At 52.4% G+C, this 23,359-nt stretch carries 24 protein-coding genes and 1 other RNA gene; 13 read left to right on the forward strand and 12 right to left on the reverse strand.

Going from position 1 to position 23,359, the window contains the following annotated elements; translation table 11 throughout:
* Positions 1 to 117 precede the first annotated feature (117 nt).
* Genes ABD892_RS04650 through ABD892_RS04660 form a run of 3 tightly spaced genes read right to left on the reverse strand, consistent with a single transcriptional unit; the run spans position 118 to position 4,466 of the window.
* Positions 118 to 1,935, reverse strand: a complete 1,818-nt coding sequence (locus ABD892_RS04650) for a long-chain-acyl-CoA synthetase (protein WP_345194206.1) — start codon at positions 1,933 to 1,935, stop codon at positions 118 to 120.
* A 22-nt stretch (positions 1,936 to 1,957) separates the two neighbouring features.
* Positions 1,958 to 3,160 carry an acyl-CoA dehydrogenase family protein gene (locus tag ABD892_RS04655; RefSeq protein ID WP_345194207.1) on the reverse strand — a complete coding sequence of 401 codons (1,203 nt, stop codon included), beginning with the start codon at positions 3,158 to 3,160 and terminating at the stop codon, positions 1,958 to 1,960.
* Positions 3,161 to 3,170: 10 nt separating this feature from the next.
* A complete protein-coding gene (locus ABD892_RS04660; protein WP_345194208.1) occupies positions 3,171 to 4,466 on the reverse strand; it encodes an acyl-CoA dehydrogenase family protein in 1,296 nt (431 codons plus the stop codon).
* A 269-nt stretch (positions 4,467 to 4,735) separates the two neighbouring features.
* Here ABD892_RS04660 and ABD892_RS04665 point away from each other — a divergent pair, with 269 nt between their 5' ends.
* Both ABD892_RS04665 and ABD892_RS04670 read left to right on the forward strand, forming a co-directional pair.
* Positions 4,736 to 6,451 (forward strand): AMP-binding protein, encoded by a 1,716-nt coding sequence (locus ABD892_RS04665; protein ID WP_345194209.1) that lies wholly within the window; start codon positions 4,736 to 4,738, stop codon positions 6,449 to 6,451.
* Positions 6,452 to 6,634: 183 nt separating this feature from the next.
* The gene (locus ABD892_RS04670; RefSeq protein WP_345194210.1) at positions 6,635 to 8,452 is read left to right on the forward strand and encodes an acyl-CoA dehydrogenase C-terminal domain-containing protein; all 1,818 of its coding nucleotides are present in this window, start codon (positions 6,635 to 6,637) and stop codon (positions 8,450 to 8,452) included.
* Between the two features lie 7 nt (positions 8,453 to 8,459).
* Here ABD892_RS04670 and ABD892_RS04675 read toward each other — a convergent pair whose 3' ends face one another.
* The 5 genes from ABD892_RS04675 to ABD892_RS04695 form a co-directional block, all read right to left on the reverse strand.
* A complete protein-coding gene (locus ABD892_RS04675; RefSeq protein WP_345194211.1) occupies positions 8,460 to 9,176 on the reverse strand; it encodes a class I SAM-dependent methyltransferase in 717 nt (238 codons plus the stop codon).
* Complete coding sequence (locus ABD892_RS04680; RefSeq protein ID WP_345194212.1) at positions 9,173 to 9,637, reverse strand: DUF2489 domain-containing protein; 465 nt, start codon at positions 9,635 to 9,637, stop codon at positions 9,173 to 9,175. The genes ABD892_RS04675 and ABD892_RS04680 overlap by 4 nt, the downstream gene beginning before the upstream one ends.
* Before the next feature lie 11 nt (positions 9,638 to 9,648).
* Positions 9,649 to 10,089 carry a YiiD C-terminal domain-containing protein gene (locus ABD892_RS04685; RefSeq protein ID WP_345194214.1) on the reverse strand — a complete coding sequence of 147 codons (441 nt, stop codon included), beginning with the start codon at positions 10,087 to 10,089 and terminating at the stop codon, positions 9,649 to 9,651.
* 311 nt (positions 10,090 to 10,400) lie between these two features.
* Complete coding sequence (locus ABD892_RS04690) at positions 10,401 to 10,778, reverse strand: hypothetical protein (protein WP_345194215.1); 378 nt, start codon at positions 10,776 to 10,778, stop codon at positions 10,401 to 10,403.
* 101 nt (positions 10,779 to 10,879) lie between these two features.
* Positions 10,880 to 11,455 carry a DJ-1 family glyoxalase III gene (locus ABD892_RS04695; RefSeq protein WP_345194216.1) on the reverse strand — a complete coding sequence of 192 codons (576 nt, stop codon included), beginning with the start codon at positions 11,453 to 11,455 and terminating at the stop codon, positions 10,880 to 10,882.
* Between the two features lie 254 nt (positions 11,456 to 11,709).
* On the opposite strand from ABD892_RS04695, the gene rplM reads away from it, so the two are divergent.
* The 7 genes from rplM to ABD892_RS04730 all read left to right on the forward strand — a co-directional run bounded on the left by rplM (position 11,710) and on the right by ABD892_RS04730 (position 16,641).
* A complete protein-coding gene (gene rplM, locus ABD892_RS04700) occupies positions 11,710 to 12,138 on the forward strand; it encodes a 50S ribosomal protein L13 (RefSeq protein ID WP_345194218.1) in 429 nt (142 codons plus the stop codon).
* A gap of 12 nt (positions 12,139 to 12,150) precedes the next feature.
* Positions 12,151 to 12,543, forward strand: coding sequence for a 30S ribosomal protein S9 (gene rpsI / locus ABD892_RS04705; protein WP_211824684.1), 393 nt, complete (start codon positions 12,151 to 12,153; stop codon positions 12,541 to 12,543).
* 294 nt (positions 12,544 to 12,837) lie between these two features.
* Positions 12,838 to 13,431 (forward strand): ubiquinol-cytochrome c reductase iron-sulfur subunit, encoded by a 594-nt coding sequence (petA, locus tag ABD892_RS04710; RefSeq protein ID WP_345194219.1) that lies wholly within the window; start codon positions 12,838 to 12,840, stop codon positions 13,429 to 13,431.
* Positions 13,431 to 14,645, forward strand: coding sequence for a cytochrome b (locus ABD892_RS04715; RefSeq protein ID WP_345194221.1), 1,215 nt, complete (start codon positions 13,431 to 13,433; stop codon positions 14,643 to 14,645). The genes petA and ABD892_RS04715 overlap by 1 nt, the downstream gene beginning before the upstream one ends.
* On the forward strand, positions 14,645 to 15,400 hold the full coding sequence (locus tag ABD892_RS04720; protein WP_345194222.1) for a cytochrome c1: 756 nt from the start codon (positions 14,645 to 14,647) through the stop codon (positions 15,398 to 15,400). The genes ABD892_RS04715 and ABD892_RS04720 overlap by 1 nt, the downstream gene beginning before the upstream one ends.
* Before the next feature lie 98 nt (positions 15,401 to 15,498).
* The gene (locus tag ABD892_RS04725) at positions 15,499 to 16,128 is read left to right on the forward strand and encodes a glutathione S-transferase N-terminal domain-containing protein (protein ID WP_345194223.1); all 630 of its coding nucleotides are present in this window, start codon (positions 15,499 to 15,501) and stop codon (positions 16,126 to 16,128) included.
* 75 nt (positions 16,129 to 16,203) lie between these two features.
* Positions 16,204 to 16,641 (forward strand): ClpXP protease specificity-enhancing factor, encoded by a 438-nt coding sequence (locus tag ABD892_RS04730; protein WP_345194224.1) that lies wholly within the window; start codon positions 16,204 to 16,206, stop codon positions 16,639 to 16,641.
* A gap of 55 nt (positions 16,642 to 16,696) precedes the next feature.
* Here ABD892_RS04730 and ABD892_RS04735 read toward each other — a convergent pair whose 3' ends face one another.
* From ABD892_RS04735 to ABD892_RS04750, 4 genes are read right to left on the reverse strand one after another with little or no spacing between them, the layout of a single operon-like run.
* Positions 16,697 to 17,389 (reverse strand): BON domain-containing protein, encoded by a 693-nt coding sequence (locus tag ABD892_RS04735; protein WP_345194225.1) that lies wholly within the window; start codon positions 17,387 to 17,389, stop codon positions 16,697 to 16,699.
* Complete coding sequence (locus ABD892_RS04740; protein ID WP_345194226.1) at positions 17,358 to 17,945, reverse strand: phosphoheptose isomerase; 588 nt, start codon at positions 17,943 to 17,945, stop codon at positions 17,358 to 17,360. Before ABD892_RS04740 ends, ABD892_RS04735 begins: the two co-directional genes overlap by 32 nt.
* A 12-nt stretch (positions 17,946 to 17,957) precedes the next feature.
* Positions 17,958 to 18,350 carry a YraN family protein gene (locus ABD892_RS04745; protein WP_345194227.1) on the reverse strand — a complete coding sequence of 131 codons (393 nt, stop codon included), beginning with the start codon at positions 18,348 to 18,350 and terminating at the stop codon, positions 17,958 to 17,960.
* On the reverse strand, positions 18,304 to 20,184 hold the full coding sequence (locus ABD892_RS04750) for a penicillin-binding protein activator (RefSeq protein WP_345194228.1): 1,881 nt from the start codon (positions 20,182 to 20,184) through the stop codon (positions 18,304 to 18,306). Before ABD892_RS04750 ends, ABD892_RS04745 begins: the two co-directional genes overlap by 47 nt.
* A gap of 152 nt (positions 20,185 to 20,336) precedes the next feature.
* Between ABD892_RS04750 and rsmI the strand changes: the two genes are divergently transcribed.
* From rsmI to rsmH, 4 genes are all read left to right on the forward strand, one after another.
* A complete protein-coding gene (gene rsmI / locus ABD892_RS04755) occupies positions 20,337 to 21,188 on the forward strand; it encodes a 16S rRNA (cytidine(1402)-2'-O)-methyltransferase (RefSeq protein ID WP_345194229.1) in 852 nt (283 codons plus the stop codon).
* A gap of 66 nt (positions 21,189 to 21,254) precedes the next feature.
* Positions 21,255 to 21,637, forward strand: an RNA gene (rnpB, locus tag ABD892_RS04760) — RNase P RNA component class A.
* 316 nt (positions 21,638 to 21,953) lie between these two features.
* The gene (gene mraZ, locus ABD892_RS04765) at positions 21,954 to 22,409 is read left to right on the forward strand and encodes a division/cell wall cluster transcriptional repressor MraZ (RefSeq protein ID WP_345194230.1); all 456 of its coding nucleotides are present in this window, start codon (positions 21,954 to 21,956) and stop codon (positions 22,407 to 22,409) included.
* A gap of 14 nt (positions 22,410 to 22,423) precedes the next feature.
* Complete coding sequence (gene rsmH / locus ABD892_RS04770) at positions 22,424 to 23,356, forward strand: 16S rRNA (cytosine(1402)-N(4))-methyltransferase RsmH (protein WP_345194231.1); 933 nt, start codon at positions 22,424 to 22,426, stop codon at positions 23,354 to 23,356.
* Positions 23,357 to 23,359: the final 3 nt, after the last annotated feature.

Genomic DNA, 23,359 nt, shown 5'->3' on the forward strand with positions numbered 1-23,359 from the left:
GGGGGATATTTCCACCGGATAGCCTGAGCTGCCCGAAAAAACAATGGGTTATCGTATTTTTAACGTGGGCTGGTGTAATTATTTGACAGATTCCGGCCTGCTCGCTTCTGACATAAGTCAGAAGCGTACTTTTCCGGCACGAATTTTTTCCAGCTCATGGGTTTGCAGGGGCTGATACTGCTGGCTTCCTGGCAGTAATGCCAGCACAGGATCATTGAACTGGCTGGAATCGAACCCTTCCTTTTTTAAGGTGGTCTTCTGGTATTTGAAGGTTGTCGTCATCTGTTGTGAATTACAGATTCTGAGAAACAGTGGGACGGCATAGCCGGGTAGCTGTCTTCGAACATGTTGTGTCAGCGCTTCCAGGTCGAGGGCATTTTTTGCTTCTGAGACGACCAGAGCCGTCATTCCGGCCCGGCCATCCGTTCCCGGTAGGCTGATGCCGTATGTGACTGCATGGTCAATAGCAGGAAAGTTGGTAAACGCCGCTTCAACCTCGGATGTGGCGACATTTTCCCCTTTCCAGCGAAAGGTGTCGCCAATCCGGTCAGAAAATGCAATGTGTCGCCAGCCTTGGCGGACTACAAGATCGCCAGTATTGATGTAACAATCACCGGCTTGAAAAACGTCGCGATACAGTTTTTTCTGTGATGCTTCCTGATCCGTATAACCATCAAATGGCATACGACGGGTCACCTTTGTCAGCAAAAGACCGCTTTCGCCTTTCTTGACTTTTTCCATGAATCCTTTGGGGGTGCGAACGGGGCAGTCGTTTTGAACATCGTAACGGACAACGGCATAAGTCATCGGACAGGTGCCTGCGGTTTTGTCCAGATTCAGGGCATTGGAAAACACCAGGTTGACTTCGCTGGCGCCATAAAACTCGATAATGGATGGGATTCTGAAGCGTTCCTTGAAGGCTTCCCAGATATCCGGTCGCAGCCCGTTGCCGATGATGGTTCTTACCGGATTGTCAGCGTCATTGGGTCTTGCAGGGTGATTCAGCAGGTATCGACAGAATTCACCGATATAACAGAAGCTGGTAGCGCCATAATGACGTATATCGTCCCAGAACCGGTTAACACTGAATTTTCGGGCAATCGCTAACGATGCGCCGTTTCCCATGACAGCACTCAGTGAAACGGTCAGTGCGTTGTTGTGATAGAGGGGCAGTGCGCAATAGAGAGTATCTGTTGGTTTGAGTCGCAGGGACATCATGCCTATGCCTGCCATGGCTTTGAACCAGCGGAAATGCGACATCACTGAGGCTTTGGGAAGACCGGTGGTGCCGGAGGTGAAAATATACAGTGCTGGAGAAGACAGCTTCAGGGTGCGGGTGATATCAGGATTCGTATCGGGCATGTTCGCCGAGGCTTCAACAAAATTTTCGTAGCCATCAGGTGTGGGATTATTGCTGTTATCGTTAACGAAGTAATGGGGGGGCTCTGGTCGTTCGGACAACGTGTGTTTAATACCGTCAAAGACTTCAATTAATTCTTCACCCACAATACATAATGCTGGTTTTGTAATAGTGAGGCTGTGCAATAAGGCGTTATTACGCTGACTGGTATTCAGCATGGTCGCAATGGCGCCAAGCTTTATGACGGCCAGTGTGGCCAGCAGTGTTTCAGGGCGGTTTTCCATCAGTATGGCAACACGGTCACCTGGAAGGATGCCTGCCTGTGCCAGTGCATGACTGAAGCGGTTGACCTGTCGATTGGCTGCGTCGTATGACCAGGTTTTTTCCTGGTATTTAAGAAAAGGACGTTTACCGTATCGCTGCGCCTGCTTTTCCAGCAGCCGACCAATGGATAACCGGCGTTCCGGGTGCAACGATACCAGCTTCACCAGACCGGTTGCTATTTGTGGAAGCTCTGGTGTCAGGGCAAGGCCTGAACGAAGGATATTGGCAAAGCTGACTGTGCGTGTTGGCATTATTGTTATTATTAGATGTTTGTTACTTCAATTCTGAGGATGATTTATTCAATAGTCGTCGTGCAATGATCAATTGCTGAATCTGCTGGGTACCTTCAAAAATATCAAGGATTTTTGAGTCCCGGGCCCACTTTTCCAGCAGCTCATCTTCTGTATATCCGCGTACGGTGCAAATTTCAGCACATTTCAGGGTGATGGCATTGGCCGTACGACCTGCCTTGGCTTTAGCCATGGAGGCTTCCTTGGAATTGGGTTGGCCGTTATCAGCCATCCATGCAGCTCTGAGTGTAAGCAACCGGGCAGACTCCAGCTCGGCTTCCATGACCAGAAGTTCCTTCTCTAGCGCGGGTCGCTGATAAAGCCCCCCCTTGTAGGAGGGTTCAATACCTTGTGCTTTGAGTAATTCCTGCGTGCGTTCGAGGGCGGCGCGGGCAAGACCAACGGCCATGGCGGCAACGACAGGGCGGGTATTGTCGAAGGTTTGCATAACGCCACCAAACCCTCGTTGTACGTCAATATTCGGATTGCCCAGCAGGTGTGAAGCAGGCACACGACAATTGGTAAAGGTAATCGCTGCGGTATCGGACGCTTTGATGCCAAGTTTTTTCTCCAGCCTTACCACTTCCATGCCGGGCGTGCCTTTTTCAACGACAAAGGATTTAATCGCTGCACGACCGAGGCTCGGATCAAGACTTGCCCATACCACTACAGCATCAGCCCGCTCACCACTGGTTACATAGATCTTTTCACCATTGATGATGTAGTCGTCGCCATCTTGTTTGGCTGTCGCTCGGATCGCCGCTGAATCAGAACCTGCCTGGGGTTCAGTAATGGCCATTGCCGCCCACAGATGACCGAATTTTTTCATTTGCTCATCGTCTGCGACCGCAGCAATAGCGGCATTTCCCAGTCCTTGCCTGGGAAGACTAAGAGACAGGCCGACATCTCCCCAGCAGAGTTCCGTTAAGCCCAGTACGGTCGAGAGATTGCTGCCATTAACTACCGTTTGACTGTCGCCTTTGGCAGTATTAAGGCGGCCAGCGCCAGTCCCGCTACCCGCACCATCATTCATGGCATCCAGAAGGGATGCCAGCATGTCGAGTTCGACGGGGTAGTCGTGTTCCCTGCTGTCATACTTACGCGAAATAGGGCGCAATACAGCTCTGGCAACCTGGTTGGCCTGGTTCACCAGACCTCTGAATTTTCTTGGTGTTTCCAGATACATACAGCGTCCCTTATGCCAGCAGCGAACCGGAGAGGAGTGAAATAGCACGTAAATCGCGATACCAGCGCTCGACGGGATACTCTTTCACAAATCCGTGGCCGCCGAGTAGCTGCACACCATGAGTACCAATCATCATGCCTTTATCGCTGCACTGGGTGTGGGCCAGCCAGGCTTCCCGGTTATAAGAAAGCTGATGGTCACAGCGGCTGGCGGCTCGCCAGCTCATCAGTCGCATGCCATCCAGTTCCGTAGCCATGTCTGCCAGCAGAAAGGCGACACCTTGTCGATGGCTGATGGGCTCACCAAAAGCCTGGCGCTCGTTGCAGTAGGGAATGGTGAAATCAACCACTGCCTGGGAGGTGCCGCAGGCAAGGGCGGAGGCTGCGATACGGGAGCGGGAAAGCCAGCCATCAGTCTGAAAATTGTGATCAAGGCAGGCATCAGGGCTGAGCTGTACATTGGATAGTGTAAGCGTCCCAAATCCCGCCGACCTCAGCCCCATAGCCGGCGCGGTGTCAATCTGAAGACCCTTCGTCTCGCGTTCAACCAGAAACAGGGCTGGCGTGTTCTTGTTTATCCTGGCGCTGACAAGAAAGAACTCCGCGGTTTGTGCCAATGGAACCAGTGTTTTTTGGCCGTTCAGGCGATAGCCTTTGCGGTGACGGGTTGCCGTACAGCGGGCTTGTTCTGGGGAGAAATCAATGTTGTTCTCATGAATTGCCATGGCGGCAGGAAGAAACTGGCCTTCAGCAAATCGGGGTAGCCATTGCGCCTGCAAAGACGCACCTCCCCAGCGGCTGATTGCAGATAGGCATGCGGTTGGTGCCAGCAGTGCCATCGCCTGACCCATGTCACCCCATGCCAGCTGTTCAGTGATAAGAGTCATGGTTTCAGCCGGTGCCTCGGAGCTAATCCCGCCCCAGGCTTCAGGGAGTACAAAGAGATTCAGTCCCAGAGCCTCCGACTCGGCTAAGACGTCTTTGGTTGGATAACCGGCGTTTTCTGCCTGACCTGCCTGTTCTCTCAGCGTGTGGGCAAGTCTTTGGGTGTTTTCAATGATGAGACGCTGCTCTTCTGAAAGAGAGAGATCGAACAGCTGTCGATTGTTGCTGTCTGTTGCTGAAGTGATGGTGCGACGTTTTTTGGAAAGCGTCTGCTGGCCGGATGCCACCAGTCGAAAACCGGTTCGCGTCACGTGGTAGGCCAGTCGTTCCGCGGGTTTGCGCAGTTTGTAGCGGCTGGCAAGTGTTGAACCTGCGAACCGGTTGACCAGGGAAAGGGCTATCCCTGTGGCATTCAGTGTCATGGTGTACTCCCCCGGGAAGCTGTCTGCCGTGATAGCGGTTTCTTCAACCTGTCTTCACGAAATACAACAACTTACCCATGAACTGTGTCGCAAATCAGGCTATGATAGGCCGTCGTTGTCTGATTCATCAGGCTGACAAAGAGTCAGGGGACAACCAATGGCTGTCGAACTCGGGGGAGTCGGCAGATATGTCAATGCCGTGACATGTCTGGGCATGGACAGTAATGTCAGGTTGTCGCATAACTACATAACAAAAAAGTGATAAAAATATGGAAGCGAGTTTCTGGCATGGTAAGCGCGCACCCGGTGTGCCCGATATCATCAACCCGGACGAGTACGGTTCCATACTGGCAGTCTTTGAAGAATCCGTCAGTAAGTATGCCCAACGACCTGCATTCACCGGTATCGGCCATACCCTGACCTTTCAGGATATCGACGACTACAGTACCCGTTTCGCCACCTATCTTCAGATCCAGACCGATCTTAAACCCGGTGACCGCATCGCCATCCAGATGCCGAACCTTCTGCAGTTTCCCATTGCTGTTTATGGTGCGCTCAAGGCTGGTCTGGTTATTGTTAATACCAACCCGCTCTACACTGCTCGTGAAATGCATCACCAGTTCAATGATTCCGGTGCCCGTGCACTGGTTTTCATGGATGTATTCGGGCATTTGGTGGAAGAGATCATCAGTGATACGCCGGTTGAACACCTGATTGTCACCAGTATTGCCGATATGCTGCCAGCGCCGAAGCGTCAGCTGATCAATGTGGCAGCCAAATACGTCAAGAAGATGGTTCAACCCTATAAGCTGTCTGGTGTCGTCCGTTTCCGGCAGGCGCTGGCAAAAGGGGATGCGGGCAAATACCGGAAGCCGCCTGCACCGCGGCCGGATGATGTGGCAATTCTGCAATATACCGGTGGCACAACCGGTGTTGCAAAAGGGGCCATGCTGACCCACCGGAATATGATTTCTAATATGTTGCAGGCGCAGGCTATGCTGAGTCAGCAGGATGAGGCTGGCAATCCTATGCATGAGGCTGGCAAGGAAACCATCGTTGCCCCCCTGCCGCTCTACCACATTTATGCCTTTACCGTGCATTTGATGGCGATGGTGGAAATGGGGAACCACAGCATCCTTATTGCCAATCCGCGCGACACGGCCATGTTTATCAAGATGATCAAGCCCTGGCGTTTTACGGCATTCATTGGTTTGAATACATTGTTTGTCAGCCTGCTGAATCACCCGGAATTCGCCAAGTGTGATTTCAGTGGATTAAAACTGACCCTGTCGGGCGGCACGGCTCTGCAGGCAGATACAGGGCGTCGCTGGAAAGAGTTTACCGGTTGTGGAGTTTCTGAGGCTTATGGGCTGACAGAGTGCTCACCGGCTGTTTGTATGAACCCGGCAGGCGATCTCGCACAGACTGGAACGGTCGGTTTGCCTGTACCCAACACCCTGCTGAAGACGGTTGCCGATGATGGCACTGAAACGGCGGTGGGTGAGCGTGGCGAACTCTGCGTGAAAGGTCCCCAGGTCATGAAGGGCTACTGGAAGCGCCCGGATGCCACGGCGGAAATCTTTGATGAAGATGGCTGGCTCAAGACCGGCGATGTGGCTGTCATCAACGAAGACGGTTTTGTAGCCATTGTTGATCGGATCAAGGATATGGTGCTGGTATCGGGCTTCAACGTTTATCCCAATGAGATTGAGGATGTTGTAGCTCAGCATGAGAAGGTTGAGAACTGTGCAGTCATCGGTGTACCTGACAGCAAAACCGGCGAGGCGGTGAAGCTGTTTGTCATTCCCAGTGACAGCTCCTTGAGTCAGGATGAGATGAAAGAATACTGCCGTATGAACCTGACCGCCTATAAGGTACCCAAGCAGATTGAGTTCCGTGAAGAACTGCCAATGACGCCTGTTGGCAAAATTCTGCGTAAGGACCTGCGGGCTGAAGAGCTGGAAAAGCGCGAAGCCGTTAGCTGATACCTTCCGGATTTAATATCAAAATCAATGCCACCGCACCGGTTAACGGGCGGTGGTATTTTTTTTTGTTGTCACTGAGCTGGCTGAAAAGTGCTTGCCGAGTGACTTTACTGCCAATCTCAGTTCCTTTCCCTTTCGACAGAATGCACAGCGTCTAACCACGTTCTCATCAGGAGATGGTCTATGCCTGAGTACAAGGCGCCTGTCAGGGATATGAGATTTCTGGCAGAAGATGTTCTGGATATGCAGGCCCATTATCAAACGTTGCCCAATGGTGAAGAGGCGACGCCTGATCTGGTCGATGCCATTATCAGCGAAGGGGCGAAGTTTGCCGAGAATGTTCTGGCTCCGCTGAACCGCTCGGGTGATGAAGAAGGGTGTCACTGGCTGGATGGCGAAGTGATAACGCCAAAAGGCTTCAAAGCAGCTTATCAGCAATATGTGGCGGGTGGCTGGCAGTCGCTTTCCCATCCTCCGGAGTATGGTGGTCAGGGGTTGCCGATGTCCCTTGGGGTCATGATTTCGGAAATGGCTGGTACGGCTAACTGGTCCTGGGGTATGTATCCCGGCCTGACGCTTGGTGCCATGAACACCCTGTTTTTACATGGCACCGAAGCGCAGAAACAGACCTGGCTGATGCGCATGACCAGCGGTGAGTGGAGCGGCACCATGTGTCTTACTGAGCCACAGTGCGGTACGGATCTGGGGCAGGTGAAAACCCGCGCAATACCGAATGGTGATGAGACTTACAGCCTTTCCGGCACCAAGATTTTTATCTCTGCCGGAGAGCATGATCTTACCGAGAATATTGTCCACATTGTGCTCGCCAGGCTTCCGGACGCGCCTGAAGGAACGCGGGGCATTTCGCTCTTTATTGTGCCCAAGTTCAAGGTGAATCCGGATGGTTCGCTGGGGGAGCGAAACGGCGTCTCCTGTGGATCCCTGGAACATAAAATGGGGATCAAGGCCTCTGCGACCTGCGTCATGAATTTTGATGAGGCGGAAGGCTATCTGATCGGGCCTGAGAATAAAGGTTTGCAGTGTATGTTTACCTTTATGAATACCGCGCGGATTGGCACAGGAATACAGGGGCTCGCTTCCGCCGAGCTGGCCTACCAGGGGGCGCTTCCCTATGCCCGGGAACGATTGTCCATGCGTTCACTGTCGGGTACCAAGCAGCCTGACAATGTGGCGGATTCACTGATTGTTCATCCTGATGTCCGTCGCATGTTGTTGACCATGAAAGCGTTTGCCGAGGGCGGTCGTGCGATGCTGTATGATGCGGCCAAGCTGGCTGACCGGATGATTACGGCGGAAACCGAATCCGAGCGTAACCGGCTTGATGATGAGCTGGGCATGCTGACGCCAATCCTCAAAGGCTTCCTGACGGAAGCGGGTCTCGAATCTGCGAATCTTGGTGTGCAGGTTTACGGTGGGCACGGTTATATCCGTGAACACGGTATGGAGCAGATAATTCGGGATGCTCGGATATCCACCCTGTATGAAGGTACAACAGGCATACAGTCGCTGGATTTGTTAGGGCGTAAAGTGTTGTTGTCCAAAGGGAAGGACCTGAATCGACTGGCGGGTCAAATACTCAAATATTGTAAGTCTGTGTTGACCGATGACAGTGTGCCACGTCTGAAAGTCTTGCCATTTGTTGGAAAGGTTTCTGCGTTGACGCTGAGGTGGCAGTACTTGAGTTATCGTCTGGCATTTCGGGCGGCTCGCAACCGTGATGCGGTAGGTTCGGCGTCAGTCGATTACTTGATGTTTTCCGGTTATGTCGTGATGGCGTATTACTGGTTGCAAATGTTGGTGGCGGCACAACGTAAGCTGATGGAAGCCACCAGTGAAGTGGCTTTTTACAAAGCCAAGGTGCAAACGGCAGAATTCTATTTTTCCCGTATTCTTCCCCGTGCTGAAACGCACGCAAAAACGATGCTCGCCTGCCCGCGGACATTGACACGCATGAAAGAAGAGAGTTTTGCGTTTCTATAGTGATTGTTTAAACCGGTAGGGGTTCCTGGCTGGCAGGAACCCGACAGTCCGTTCGAATAGGCCGGTTACAGTAGAAGTTGATGTTGTTGAAGTCACGGGTTTCATCCAGATCTGGGACCGTACTGCACTCACGGCTGGAAAATCCACGATAGGGCGGAAAATCAAACTGTTTGATGCGTGAATCAGCCACCAGTACTTCGGTGGCCATGGAGTGAAACTGCTCCAGGAGTGGCAGGTTGTTTCTGTCGTACAGGACGTCGGCTGCGATTAGCAGGTCCAGTGGTTCATCAAAGCTGAACAGATCGTTATGGAGTCGAAAGCTGACCTGATTGATGTGTGCATTGATTTGGCAGGCCAACAGTGCCTCCGGGTCAATATCGCAGGCAATCACTTCGCGGGCTCCCGCAAGGCAGGCGGCAATCGCAACGACACCGGAACCTGCGCCAAAATCCATTACTGTTTTTCCGGCCACCAGGCCAGGATTGTCGAGTATTTGAGCCGCCAGAGCCTGGCCGCTTCCCCAGCAAAATGCCCAGTAAGCCGGGTAATCCTGGATAGTTTTGATTTCTTCTTCAGTGAATGGGCGATGCTTCATCGGTGTTGGATCAAGCAACGCCAACTGTATTTGAGGGCAGTCTGGCAGTGATTGAACCAGCACCCGTGCGTCCGGGTGCATTTTGGTCAGGTTTTGATTGAGGGGGGTGATGTTGAACGCTGGTTTCATGCTTCTTTGAAGATACTATCTGGATTAAATTGTGTCAGCAGGGCTTGAGCTGCCTGCTTTATGCGTTCCTGGTGGTGTTGTTCCAGCAGTTCGCGTTCTGTATCCAGGCGGTTGCGTTCGCTCAGTTTCAGAGTTTTTCGTGCTTCACCAATGGGCATATGCGTGGTTGCGTCATAGATCGTTGTGAATACCTGGTATTCCTCGGTTTTGCCCAGGGCAGGGTCGAGCATATCAAGAATGGTTTTGATCCGGATGCAGCCTTCTGTTGGGTTAACCTGTTCATGCACCAAGCTTCTGGCCAAAATGGTCAGGCTGGAGCAAAGAAACTGACGATGTTGTTCGTTGGATTTCCGGATGCTGGCACGGTTTCTAAACACTTCAATCCAGAGTTTGATTGCCCATGCAGAGAGGCCGGCAATCGCAAGAATGGCGGCAGCCAGTAAGATAACGGTTATATCCATTCCATTGTTTCCTATGTGGGTACAGCGACATAGCGTCCGTTGAAATTGGCAACACACTGACCATCTGAGTGCAGTGACACCGTCAGGTCAAGGCGCGCCCGGCGGCCTGCCTGCAGGCGGCTGGTGAAGGTTTCAGGAATCGTGCACTCACAGGTTGCGGTCAGTTCGCTGCGGGCGGGTGTCAGAAATTGCAGGTTTTGTTCTGCAATAACCGCATCACAATTGACGCCGGCTTCCAAGGCTTTCAGGCTGGTCATGGTCCAGCCGCAAATGGTGGCCAGTGCGCTGATGCTGCCGCCAAAGAAGGTGCCTTTGTCATTGATGTTGGGTGACAGTGGACAGGCAATCTGCAACTGTTTGCCATCGTAAAGCCGGTAGTCAACTTCCATGGCGCGAAGCATTGGAATCTTGTTGAGCTTTTCCTGAAGTGCGAGGGGGAATGGCGATGTCATCAGTTTTTAGGTTTTTTACTGCTGTCGTGTGGGTAACTATCCGCATTGGTTATTAGTCTGTCAATTTTATCAAGAGATACTGCTGAAGGAAGTCAGGGGATGACTGACTCGATTGCGCTTGCTCATAAGTTGCCCGTGCTGAATGCCTCGCTTTCCTCCAGGTATGAATTGTATTCAGGTCAAGATGTGCAGAGAAAAAGAGAGGGTTACTGGATTTAAACAGGGCAGGATTGGTGGTGTTATCGTCTATCAGGTCGCAGGGTATAGGAGGAAATGAGGTGTCAGCCTGAGCTGACACCTCTGGAAGAGAATTAACTTTTCTCTTCGCGACAGGTGCCCGTCTCGTCTTCGTCCATGGCTTCCAGGGCCGCTTCAATGGAGACAGGATTGATTTCTGTATGCACCAGTTTCATGTTCTTGATCTGGGCGTGATACCAGAACCAGTGGTTGTCTTCTGTCTGGCACAGGGCCTTGATGTCATGGTCGAGAGAGGGGAAAAGTGGCATGAAGACATGCCCTATATGCTTCTTGCGATGAATGATGGCGGTCTTGCCGCAATAGGTCTTGCCGTTACGGGTTTCAGAGACCTGATCGAAGGCTTCCCCGGCCATGCGATCAGCAATCTGGTCCTGATAACGGTCAAGCCAGTAGAGGGCTATTGCACCGGTCAGTAGCCAAACAAGTTCCATAGATACCTCTTTATTGTTGTCTGCCTTGTGCGCGTTGTGAGATATATCGGCTTGTCATTACTATTTTTTATACGGTGCCAATAACCCGGTTGCAAGTGCTTTCAGAGTGCCCAATGGGCGACCATGGCTGTGGCCAGCTCCCGGAAAACGATTTCCCCATACAGTATCTTGGCCAGGTTCAGTGAAAAATACATGGCAGTACCCGGTCCCTGGCTGGTGATGATTTTGGCCTCTTCATCAATGACGAGCGGTTCGTTGATGGCTACGGCGCCGGTTAACTGCGACTGAAAGCTGGGGTGCGCTGTTGCCCGGATGTCTTCCAGCAGGCCGTGATGCGCCAGAACAATGGCGGGCGAAGCGCAGATGGCAGCAATCCAGTGCCCCATCTGCTTCTGACTGATTAGTAAATCGGTCAGCGTCTGACAATCTCTCAGGTGTTCTGCACCGGGCATGCCGCCGGGCAGGGCGATGATGTCGTAATGAGCGTCAGTGCACTCGCTGATGGGGCAGTCGGCCAGTAGGCGCACGCCCCGGGAGGCCTCCACATTAATGGAACCATCCGCATTGCAGCTTGCTACCGTGACTGAGGTGCCTGCTCGGCGGAGGGTATCAATGATCGTGACGGCTTCTATCTCTTCGATGCTGTGCGCGACAGGCACAAGGACGCTCTTGGACATGGTGGGACTCAATTGTTCACTCAGTCTGTGTGAAACATTTTAGCCGTAAAAAACTGGTGGATAGCCGCAATTGACCGTTGGCGGGGTTTTTTTCCTGTTCGAACTGGCTATAATACCGCTCCCGTTTCCCATAATGAGTGCCCAATGTTTGAACCGCGGTGGTTTTAAAGCCCTTGCATTGGTTCGTGGGCTGGCTAAACAGCCGTGATGTTTGAATTCAACTCGCGTTAGCGAGCATTGAGGCGGATAGATAGATGAAAACCTTTAGCGCTAAACCAGAAACCGCTAAGCGCGACTGGTATGTTGTAGATGCTTCCGGGCTGACGCTCGGTCGTTTGGCTACAGAAATTGCCAGTCGCCTGCGTGGTAAGCACAAGCCTGAGTACACTCCTCACGTTGATACCGGCGATTACATCGTTGTCATCAACGCCGAGCAAGTGCGTGTGACCGGTCGTAAGGCATCTGACAAGATGTATCACCGCCACACCGGCTTCCCGGGTGGACTGAAGTCAATGAGTTTTGAGAAGCTGATTGCTCACAAGCCTGAACGTGTCATCGAGCTGGCAGTTAAAGGCATGATGCCCCGTAACCCGCTGGGTCGCGCTATGCAGCGTAAGCTGAAAGTTTATGCCGGATCTGCGCATCCGCATGCTGCACAGCAACCTCAGCAACTGACTATTTAATCGGGGGTCAACATGTCAGTAACTCAGAACTACGGCACAGGTCGTCGCAAAACCTCTACCGCTCGTGTCTTCCTGCGTAAGGGAACTGGCAGCATTTCTATCAACGGCCGTACGCTTCAGGACTACTTTGGTCGTGAAACGTCCCGCATGATTGTTATGCAGCCGCTTGAGCTGGTTGAGATGACAGAAAATTTCGACATCATGATCACCGTAAAAGGTGGTGGTGCTAACGGTCAGGCCGGTGCGATCCGTCACGGTATCACCCGCGCTCTGATGGAATATGACGAAACTTTGCGTCCTTCTCTGCGCAAGGCTGGCTATGTCACCCGTGATGCCCGTATGGTTGAGCGGAAGAAAGTCGGTCTGCACAAGGCTCGTAAGCGTCCCCAGTTCTCCAAGCGTTAATTCGTTTTTGGATTACTGCAAAAGCGCTGGTCTCCGGACCGGCGCTTTTTTTATGTCTGCTATTTTTGTGTCTGAAAAAATGGGCATTTTTGTCGGCAAAGGCCATGAAAGTGCGCCAGTATGGATCTCATCCATTTAATTTAAGGGGTAAACCCTATATCATTGCGGATTGTTGGTGGGGTGCTAAGGGGAATTGCGGTTGCTTGTCAGCAATTCCGAGTTTAACTAATATGCCCACCGCTTTGCCTGGCATGCAGAATAAATGAGCTAACGCTCTGATGGGGAGAAAGCCGAATGAGTCAAGACGGCGTAAATGTGGGCCGGCGCCGCTTTCTGGTTGCAGCTACTTCGGTAGTTGGTGCAGTGGGGGCTGCGGGAGTTGCGACACCGTTTATCAAATCCTGGAATCCAAGCGCCAAGGCCAAGGCGGCGGGCGCACCTGTCAAAGTCAATATATCGAAGCTGGAGCCTGGTCAGCAGGTGATTGTGGAGTGGCGTGGCAAGCCTGTGTTTGTCGTGCGGCGTTCGCAGGCGATGCTCGATAATATCCGCAAGGTAGATGACAAGGTGAGAGATCCGAGCTCTCAGGAGTCGGAGCAGCCTGGTTATGCGCAGAATGAATTCCGCTCCAGTCGGGAGGATATCCTGGTCCTGGTGGGTCTCTGCACACATCTGGGGTGTTCGCCAAAATTCACACCTGAAGTGAAACCAATGGACTTTGATGCGAATTGGGTGGGTGGATACTACTGCCCCTGTCACGGTTCCAGGTTTGACCTGGCGGGTCGTGTGTTCAAGGGGGTGCCGGCGCCAACCAATCTGGAAGTGCCGCCTTATTCCTTTGAAGGGGACGACATCCTGACTGTAGGTGTTGATGAGGAGGCTGCCTGATGGGAAGCAAATTACTGACCTGGGTGGATGAGCGTTTTCCGCTGACGAAGATGTGGGAAGAGCATCTCAGCAAATACTACGCACCCAAGAACTTCAATTTCTGGTATTTCTTTGGTTCTCTGGCGCTTCTGGTTCTGGTGAATCAGCTGCTGACCGGTGTCTGGCTGACTATGAGCTATGTGCCTAGTGCAGAGGGTGCTTTTGCCTCTGTTGAGTACATCATGAGGGATGTCGAATACGGTTGGCTGATTCGTTATCTCCACTCTACAGGCGCCTCGGCCTTCTTTGTGGTGGTTTACTGTCATATGTTCCGCGCCCTGTTGTATGGGTCATACCGAAAGCCTCGTGAGTTGGTCTGGATTTTCGGTATGGCGATCTACCTGGCGCTGATGGCTGAAGCCTTCATGGGTTATCTGTTGCCTTGGGGGCAGATGTCCTACTGGGGGGCACAGGTTATCATTTCCCTGTTCGGTGCTATTCCGGTGATTGGTCCTGATCTGCAGCAGTGGATTCGTGGTGATTACCTGATCTCCGGTATTACCCTGAACCGCTTCTTTGCCTTGCATGTGGTGGCGTTGCCGATCGTTATTCTTGGTCTGGTTGTCATGCACATCATTGCGCTGCACGAAGTGGGTTCCAATAACCCGGATGGCGTGGAAATCAAGAAAAACAAGAATACTGATGGCGTACCGGTTGATGGCATTCCTTTCCACCCCTACTACACCGTTAAGGATATCGTGGGTGTGGTTGTCTTCCTGTTTGTGTTCTGTGGTGTAGTGTTCTTCTTCCCTGAAATGGGCGGGTTCTTCCTTGAGCATGCCAACTTTGAGCAGGCGAATAGTCTCAAGACGCCAGAGCATATCGCACCAGTCTGGTATTTCGGTGCGTTCTACGCCATCTTGCGGGCAGTTCCGGATAAGTTGCTGGGCGTTGTTGCCATGGGGGCCGCCATTGCGATTCTGTTTGTTTTGCCATGGCTGGACAGAAGTCCTGTGAAATCCTGGCGTTATAAGGGGTTGATCAGTAAGGCTTGTATCGTTGTCTTTGGTCTCAATTATATTCTGCTGACCTGGCTAGGAACGCAGCCGGCGACAGGCTTGCTGACCAATATTGCGCGTGTGGCAACCCTGTTCTACTTTGCGTTCTTCCTGCTGATGCCTTTTTACACCCGTTTTGAGAAGACTAAAACTGTACCGGAGAGGGTGACCGGCTAATGAAAAAAATATTCATTACATGGCTGTTTGTGTTGCTGCCGGTGGCTGCGTTCGCTGCTGGCGGTGGGGGCTATCCGCTGGATCACATTGAGACGGATGTCAGTGACAAGGCATCGCTGCAGCGGGGGGCAAAGTTTTACATGAATTACTGTGCCGGCTGTCATGCAACACAGTTTCAGCGCTATGAGCGGGTGGCTGATGATCTGGGTATCCCTCATGATCTTATGTTGGATAATCTGGTATTCACGGATGCCAAGATTGGCGATCTGATGAAAAACGGCATGATAGAAGGGGAGGCCAAGCAGTGGTTTGGTGCGGCACCGCCAGATCTGACTATGGTTGCGCGTGTTCGCGGTACCGATTGGCTCTACACCTATCTGCGTACTTTTTACCTGGATCCGAAGCGTCCTTGGGGTGTTAACAACAAAGTCTTCCCGGATGTGGCCATGCCTCACGTGCTGCTGGAGTTGCAGGGTGGTCTGATTGATACCTGTGCGGGTGATTCTGAAGGTCAGGTTGATACCCTTACCGGTGAGAAGTTGTGCGGACTGGTACCCGATCCAGAATATAAGGGAAGTATGAGTCCGGAAGAGTACGATCAGGCGATGTACGATCTGGTTAATTTTCTGGACTACAGTGGTGAGCCGATGCAGCTGGAGCGTCAGAAGATCGGTGTTTACGTGCTGTTATTCCTGGCCTTTTTCTTCGTCGTAGCCTATTTGCTGAAGCGGGAGTACTGGAAGGACGTTCACTAACTTCTATAATCTGGTAAAATTCGTAATCTGGCGCGTAGTCACTCTTGTGGCTGCGCGCGTTTTTGGTTTCATGTATGACCTCAGGTGGGGGTAGATCAATGGGCGTAGTCGCCAAAAGATCCTCAATGACATTTTTTTCTGACCCGGCTGATCACTACTGCCATCGTGTTCGTATTGTGTTGGCGGAAAAAGGCGTCGCTGTCGATATTCAGGATGTCAATCCAGATTCCAGACCTCAGGAACTGGCTGATATCAATCCCTACAATACGCTGCCGACCCTGCTGGATCGTGATCTGGTGCTCTATGAGCCCAATGTCATGATGGAGTATCTGGATGAGCGTTTTCCGCATCCGCCATTGCTGCCGGTTTATCCGGTGACCCGGGCCCAGAGCCGCCTGATGATGCACCGTATTCAGAAAGACTGGTGTGCACTGGCGGATGTGATTCTGGATCCCAAGACCAAAGATACGGTTGCAGCTAAGGCGCGTAAGGAGCTGCGGGAAAGTCTGATCAGCATTGCGCCCATCTTTGCTGAAAAGCCCTTCTTCATGAGTGAAGAATTTACGCTGGTGGATTGCTGTGTGGCTCCGATTCTCTGGCGTCTGGAGGCGATGGATATTCAGCTGCCACCTCAGGCAAAGGCAATCACGGAGTATGCTGAGCGTTTGTTTGAGCGCGAATCTTTCCGTGAAAGTCTGTCTGATGTTGAGAAGGAAATGCGTATCTGATCGCTGAGATTGGCATACACTAAAGGGGGCAAGCCCCCTTTTTTGCGTGTTTGGAAATGAAGCTGGAGTCCTTCAATGAGTATGACCAGCAGTCGCCCTTACATTATCAGGGCACTGTATGAATGGATTGTTGATAACGACTGTACACCCTACCTGCTTGTCGATACGACGGTGCCCGGTGTTGATGTTCCCGATCAGTTTGCGGGTGAGGAACAGGTTGTGCTTAATCTGGCGCCAATGGCTATTCGGGATCTGGATGTTTCTAATGAGGCAGTGATGTTTCTGGCTCGTTTCGGTGGCAGGACGTTTCAGGTTTGTGTGCCAGTGGGGGCTGTCATGGCAATCTATGCCAAGGAAAATGGACAGGGCATGGTCTTTGAGGTTGAAGCTCAGCCAGAAGGAGTGCACTTGGTAGATTCTGGTGTGAATGAAGAAGAGCCTTCGCTAGAGCCTGATCCGAAAGGGCCTGGCAGACCGCCAAAGGGGCGCCCCAGTCTCAAAGTGGTCAAGTAGTGATTGCCCCATAAAAAAACCGCCGGAATGGCGGTTTTTTTATGGGGGTTCAGAATTATATGTATTCGAAAACCTTCACAATTTTTTGAACGCCATAAGACTGCTTTACAATGTTGACCGCTGTGGTTGCCTGTTCAGGTGTTACAAGTCCCATCAGGTATACCGTACCGTTTTCGGTAATGACTTTAACATTGCCTGAAGGGAAGTCTTTTTCTGCAACCATGCGGGCCTTGATTTTTGATGTGATCCAGCTGTCGCCTGAGCGAACCAGCATGGTGGTTGGGCCGGAGATCTCAAGTTCGTTATAAACTTTACGGACTTTTTGTACGTTTCTGACAGTCTTTCCTGCCAGTTCCTTAAGGGGGGCTGAGCCTGTTTGTCCTACCAAAAGCACAATGCCGTTGTGGCTGATCACGACAATATGGCTGTTGGCAAACGCGGGATCGGCTTTTTTGATATTAACGCTGGCCACTGTTTCGATGGTTTGGTCGTCAATCCAGGCGCCCCAGGAGCGTGAGGATGGATCCTGTTGGATGGGCTCACTATTGATTGCTGTCAGCGTGGTGGTGCAGCCTGCCAGGAGTGCGGTCAGCAGAATAGAGATTGTGAAATCTCGTAATCCACGAGCCCTTGTTCTTTGCATGGTCAGGATCCCTTGTGTTTTTACAATGACATGTCGGGTGAAGCGGTTAGTTGATACGTGAATAATCGGCAGTTTATTCGACGGCTCCAAAAAGGCACTCGTCAATCAGATCGCACAGGCAGTGAACAACCAGCAGGTGAACCTCCTGAATGCGCGCAGTGATGGTGCTGGGAGCGCGAATTTCGATATCTTCAGGGTGCAGCAATCTGGCCATGTTGCCGCCATCTTTTCCTGTCAATGCGATGACGGTCATTTCGCGATCATGGGCAGCCTGTATTGCTTGCACGATATTCGGCGATTTGCCGCTGGTGGAGATGGCCAGAAGTACATCGCCTGCCTGGCCCAGTGCGCGTATCTGCTTGGCAAAGACTTCATTGTAGCTGTAGTCGTTGGCGATGGAGGTGAGGGTTGAAGAGTCTGTTGTCAGGGCAATGGCTGGTAGTGAGGGTCTTTCCCGTTCGAAACGGTTTAGCAATTCTGAGGAAAAGTGTTGGGCATCGGCGGCAGAACCGCCATTGCCACAGGTCAGGATCTTTCCCTCATTGACCAGGGCGTTCACGATCAGTTCTGCAGCCTGGGCGATCAGCGGTGGCAGTGTTTCCGCAGCACGGATTTTTGCATCAATGCTGTCGGAGAAGTGTGAGGTGATGCGTTCAAGCATGGGTTAGTCCTGTCAGGCGCTGAAAGCGTTTTTGATCCACCCGATTTGCAGTGTCCCTTGACGGGATGAATCAGGTTTTGCGGTGATTATATCAAAGCGACAGGCCGACTTGTCAGTCAGTCTGTGCTGTTGAAGAAAATGTTGTGCTGTTTTGATCAGTTTCTGTTGTTTCTGCCAGGTGATACTTTCAGCTGAGCTGCCGAATTCATCCTGAGTCCGGTAGCGAACTTCAATGAAAACCAGGGTGTCGGTGTCCTTCATGACAAGATCCAGTTCACCGCCGCGCCAGGCGTAATTCCTGGCGATCAGGGTTAGTCCTTGTTTCATCAGGAATCGCTGGGCGGCCTGTTCAGCCCGGTTACCCTGTGGGTTCCTGATCGTTGCTATCCAGGACGTGTATGGCATGCGTTTTTCTCGTGCTGTATTCGCGGGTGAGCGGTCTGGGCCGGCCGTTATCAAAATACTGCCAGATCAGGTGTCGTTCCACGTAGCCTTGTGTGTTGATGCTCAGTGTTCCGGTAGCGCCGAACATCTGTGCACCGGCTGAGCGGCTCATCTGCTCCATTCTGGGATACAGGCGCCAGACGTCTGCGCCCAGTGCGTACAGGCTGCCGTATTGCCCGGTGCTTGATGGCCATTCCTGGGTGATGACATCTTTCAGGGCGGAATCCCGGTTCAGGTACCAGGGCATGACCGGGAAGCGAATGCCGCTCAGATCACGATCTTTCGCGGGATCCTGATGGCCACTGTATATGCCGGATGTTGTGTAAACCGGCAGGTCATAGGCAAAGTAAAAGTCGAGCGCAGGTTTTAACTGTCGTCCATTGGCTGCCGTAGCAGCCATGAAAATCATATCGGCATCCTGGCGGCGGCGGGGGGTGAAATCCAGTTTTTTGCCAAGAATGCGTCGAAGATTGTTGGCTCGCTGTTGGCTTTCGTTGACCAGTAGCAGCTTGGATGCTGCCTGGTTGAAATCGCCATTTCCGGTATAGCGAACAGTCGTTAGTACCTCGCCACCCAGTTCTTGCCATTCCCGACTGAAGGCGTTGGCAATACGTTGGCCCCAGTCGCTGTCAGGGATCAGGATGACAGGGTGTCGGAAGCCATCTTTCCAGGCTCTGTCTGCCCCTTGTCTGGCTTCGTCCTCAGCAGCCAGCCCGATCTGGTAGATTGGGGAAAGGCTCTGTGCGGTATCTGCGTAATTGAGGGTTAATTGCGGGATGGTCAGTTGGCTATTGGAGGTTGCACTTTCTACCGCGTTACGGCCGAGGGGGCCGATCACCAGCCCAGCTCCGTCATCTTCAGCTTTTTGTGCCAGCTCTACAGGGTTGCCGGAGGCGGAGTCGTAGAATTCGATTTCCGGCACCTGCAGTTTCTTTTTGGCTGCTTCATAGTAAGCTGCCATGAAGCCTTCCCTGACGGCTTCGCCAGCCTGTGCCAGTGGGCCGCTCAGCGGTAAAAGTAGGGCTATCTTTGCGGGCTGATAGGGTTTGGCATTCTTCAGGTCGGTGATGCTTTGTGGTAAATGGCGTACTGCATCACTGGTAGGCCAGCGCAGTTCCCAGCTCTGCAATTCGGTCAGCTGGTTTTCCAGTTCGCCGGGTGTGCGGTAGATCACGGCAAGCTCAATCCAGGGTTTGAGCGTCTCAGGAGGTGTTGCCATCAGGATATCCAGCAGCTGACTTTCATTCAGCATCAGCAGGTTGTTCCATAATGTCTGGTACAGTGCCGGGTGATCTTCTTTGGGCAGGTATTGTAAGACTTGTCCCAGTTGTTCAATGTTCAGGCTGAAGTTGCCATCCAGCTCAAAGGTTCTGGCTTTGATTTGGTGGTATTTAATCCGTTGAGCGCGCTTCAGGTTATAGGTGCTGACGGTTGATAGCCATTCCAGTGCTGAGCGGCTGTCATGGGTCAGGATGGCGTAATCCGCTTCCAGAAGGCTGTAGTTATTCCGGTTGTTGCCATCCAGGCGGTTGGGTTCAATGCGGTCAAGCGTATTTCTTGCGCGCTCGAGGTTGTCTTCATCCAGTAATGTGCCGGCAGCCAAAAGCAAGAGCTGCCCTTTGGCCGGGTAAGTGGATTTCTGAGCCTTTAACAGCATGCCGTCGACCGTCATGCGGGAGGTGTCCGGCATGGTACCGTCATAAGTCGTCTGGCGAGGAGCGGTCGAACAGGCTGCCAGTATCAGGGTCAGTGCAAGTACGCCAATGGATAATCCTGGCCGGGATATGAAACTCACTTATGGGCCACCTTCTGGCAAAAAATGGACAGATTGAACGCGTCACGATGTTTGGGTTGGCAGATTATGGTTCTCACCTGTACCCTTCGTGGATTTTAACCAAGTGCCGGACGCATCTCTAGCGATCCCGGTTAATAGTTTGAGTAAACCCGATGAATGAAGCCTGTCTGTACATAGTATCCACGCCCATTGGTAATCTGGGGGATATTACCGCCAGGGCTGTCGAAGTGCTGGGTTCGGTCGATGTTATCGCGGCGGAGGATACGCGGCACACGGCGCGGTTGCTCAATCATCTGGGAATCCGAAAGCCCCTGTTGGCCTGTCATGAGCATAATGAGCGTGATCGCAGTGCACAGATTGTTGCAAAAATGGCGGCCGGCGAGTCGGTGGCGCTGGTATCGGATGCTGGTACGCCGTTGATTTCTGATCCGGGTTACTTCCTGGTGGCGACAGTGCGTGAAGCTGGGTATCGCGTAGTGCCGGTGCCCGGAGCCTGTGCGTTGATTGCTGCGCTGAGTGTGTCTGGCCTGCCTTCTGATCGATTCTTCTTTGAAGGGTTTCTACCAGCAAAATCCGTTGCACGCCGAAAGCGGTTACAGGCGTTGTCCGGGTTTGAGCATACCTGGATCTTCTATGAATCAACGCACCGGATTGAAGAAGCTCTGTCTGATATGTCGGAGGTTCTGGGAGCTGAGCGCGATATCGTTATTGCTCGTGAGTTGACGAAGACATTTGAAACAGTTCTTGCCGGGCAGGTTCAAGAATGCTTGTTACAACTAAGAGCAGATGCCAATCAGAAAAAAGGTGAATTCGTTGTATTGGTGCGTGGTGCTGAGTCATCAAAAGAGGATGGTGTTGATGAAAGCAGTGCAAACCTTATGCATATTTTGCTGGGTGAGTTGTCACTGAAACAGGCCAGCCAGCTAGCATCCAAAATTACAGGCATTAAGAAAAAAACACTCTACGAATACGGGTTAACCCTCAAAAATGATGAGCGCGACTAGTAATTGATGAATGACTGATGAAATTCGCTTGAGTGTCCGGGGGGTTTTGATTATTCTGCGCCGTCGCGAGCTGGCCGGGCAGTCGCTGTCTCATTTCTCTGAAATGGGGTGGAGGAAAGTCCGGGCTCCATAGGGTAAGGCGCCAGGTAACGCCTGGGGGGCGTGAGCCTACGGAAAGTGCAGCAGAGAGTAGACCGCCTAAGTCAACTCCGGCAACGGAGCAGACCGGTAAGGGTGAAAGGGTGCGGTAAGAGCGCACCGCGTGACTGGTAACAGTTCACGGCACGGTAAACCCCGCCTGGAGCAAGGCCAAATAGGGATTCGATGGTGTGACCCGCACTGAATCCGGGTAGGCTGCTAGAGGTGCATGGTGACATGCATCCCAGATGAATGACTGTCAGACCTGTTTGCAGGTACTACAGAACCCGGCTTACAGGCCAGCTCGCCACTTATGTTGAAAATCCTCTCGTCGATTTGTCGGTGAGAGGATTTTTTTTGAGCAGCGGTTTTATCTCAGCGTTTCTGAGAGGGTGCTGCTATCTTTTTCTGTCCTCCGGATGGTGGATGTCAGCGTTTCCCCACTTTTTCAGGTTGAGTATCAATATCTGAATAGCTGTCTAAGGCCTTAATATTTATAGGTTTTCTAGGTGATTCCCTGCCTTGACCCGGATTTTGGGGGTTTCTATAGTGTGGCACTGTGGGATAAAGTGGCTAAAAGTGGGATAATCTGGTATTCGGTTCAGGGAATAAAAAGAGGACAGCTGAGTGTTCCGGGGCGTCAACGCGATCAATATGGATGCGAAAGGGCGGTTGGCCATTCCAACACGCTACCGTTCCGTATTGTCGATGCGCTGTGAAGGGCACCTGGTCGCCACTATTGATACGGAAGAGCGTTGCCTGCTGATCTACCCCGTTGATGAATGGGAGATCATTCAGGCCAAGATTGAGTCCCTGCCCAGTTTTCATCCCTTGAGTCGACGGATTCAACGACTCCTGATTGGTCATGCGACGGATCTGGAAATGGATGGCAGTGGCAGGATTTTGATTCCCCCGCTGCTGCGTGATTACGCCGGACTAGGCAAGAAAACCGTATTGCTGGGGCAGGGGAAAAAATTTGAACTCTGGGATGAGGTCTGCTGGAACGAACGCCGTGATGCTTATTTGCAGGAAACCGGCGGTGCAGACCAGGTCCCGGAGGAGTTGCAGACACTGTCGTTGTGAGTCCGTTGGAAAGTATGAACGAACAATTCAGGCATCAGACCGTTTTACTGTCTGAAGCCGTTGAGGCGCTGGTCAGTTCGCCGGAAGGGCTGTATGTCGACGGTACCTTTGGTCGTGGCGGTCATAGTCGCGCGGTTTTGGAAAAGTTGTCCAGCGATGGTCGGCTGATTGGTATCGATAAGGATCTGGAAGCGGTTGCAGTGGGGCAAGCGTTGACGCAGGCCGATAGTCGGTTCCAGATCTGCCATGGCTCGTTTGCTGAACTGGAGCAGTTTGTCGGTCAACAGCAGGTCGACGGTGTGTTGCTGGATCTTGGGGTTTCATCCCCGCAGCTTGACAATCCGGAGCGAGGTTTCAGCTTCCTTCAGGATGGTCCGCTGGATATGCGCATGAACACCGAGCATGGCATCAGCGCAGCTGACTGGATTGCCGAAGCGGGTGAAGCTGAAATTGCCGATGTACTGAAGCGGTTTGGTGAAGAACGTTTTGGCCGACGGATGGCGCGTGCGATCGTGCAGGCAAGAGAGATCGAACCGATTGTGACCACCGGACGGTTGGCGCATATCATCTCGGAAGCCAATCCGTCCTGGGAAAAAGGTAAGCACCCGGCGACTCGTGCTTTTCAGGGTATCCGGATTTTTGTCAACAGCGAGCTGGATGACCTGAACCGTGTACTGGAGCAGGCGCTTGAGGCACTGAAGCCCGGCGGAAAACTGGTGGTGATCAGTTTCCATTCGCTGGAAGACCGGATCGTGAAGCGCTTCATCCGTAAGCATGAGAAGGGCGACACGGACATTCCCAGCTGGGTGCCGCTGACAGAAGACCAGCTGAATGCTTCGCGTCGTCTTAAAAGCTGCGGCAAGGCTGTCAAATCAGGCAAGGAAGAGCTGGATGTTAATCCGCGGGCGCGCAGTGCGGTCATGCGTGTGGCAGTGAAGCTGGGATAGGCG

Source organism: Kistimonas scapharcae (assembly GCF_039540975.1).
Taxonomy (GTDB): Bacteria; Pseudomonadota; Gammaproteobacteria; order Pseudomonadales; family Endozoicomonadaceae; genus Kistimonas; species Kistimonas scapharcae.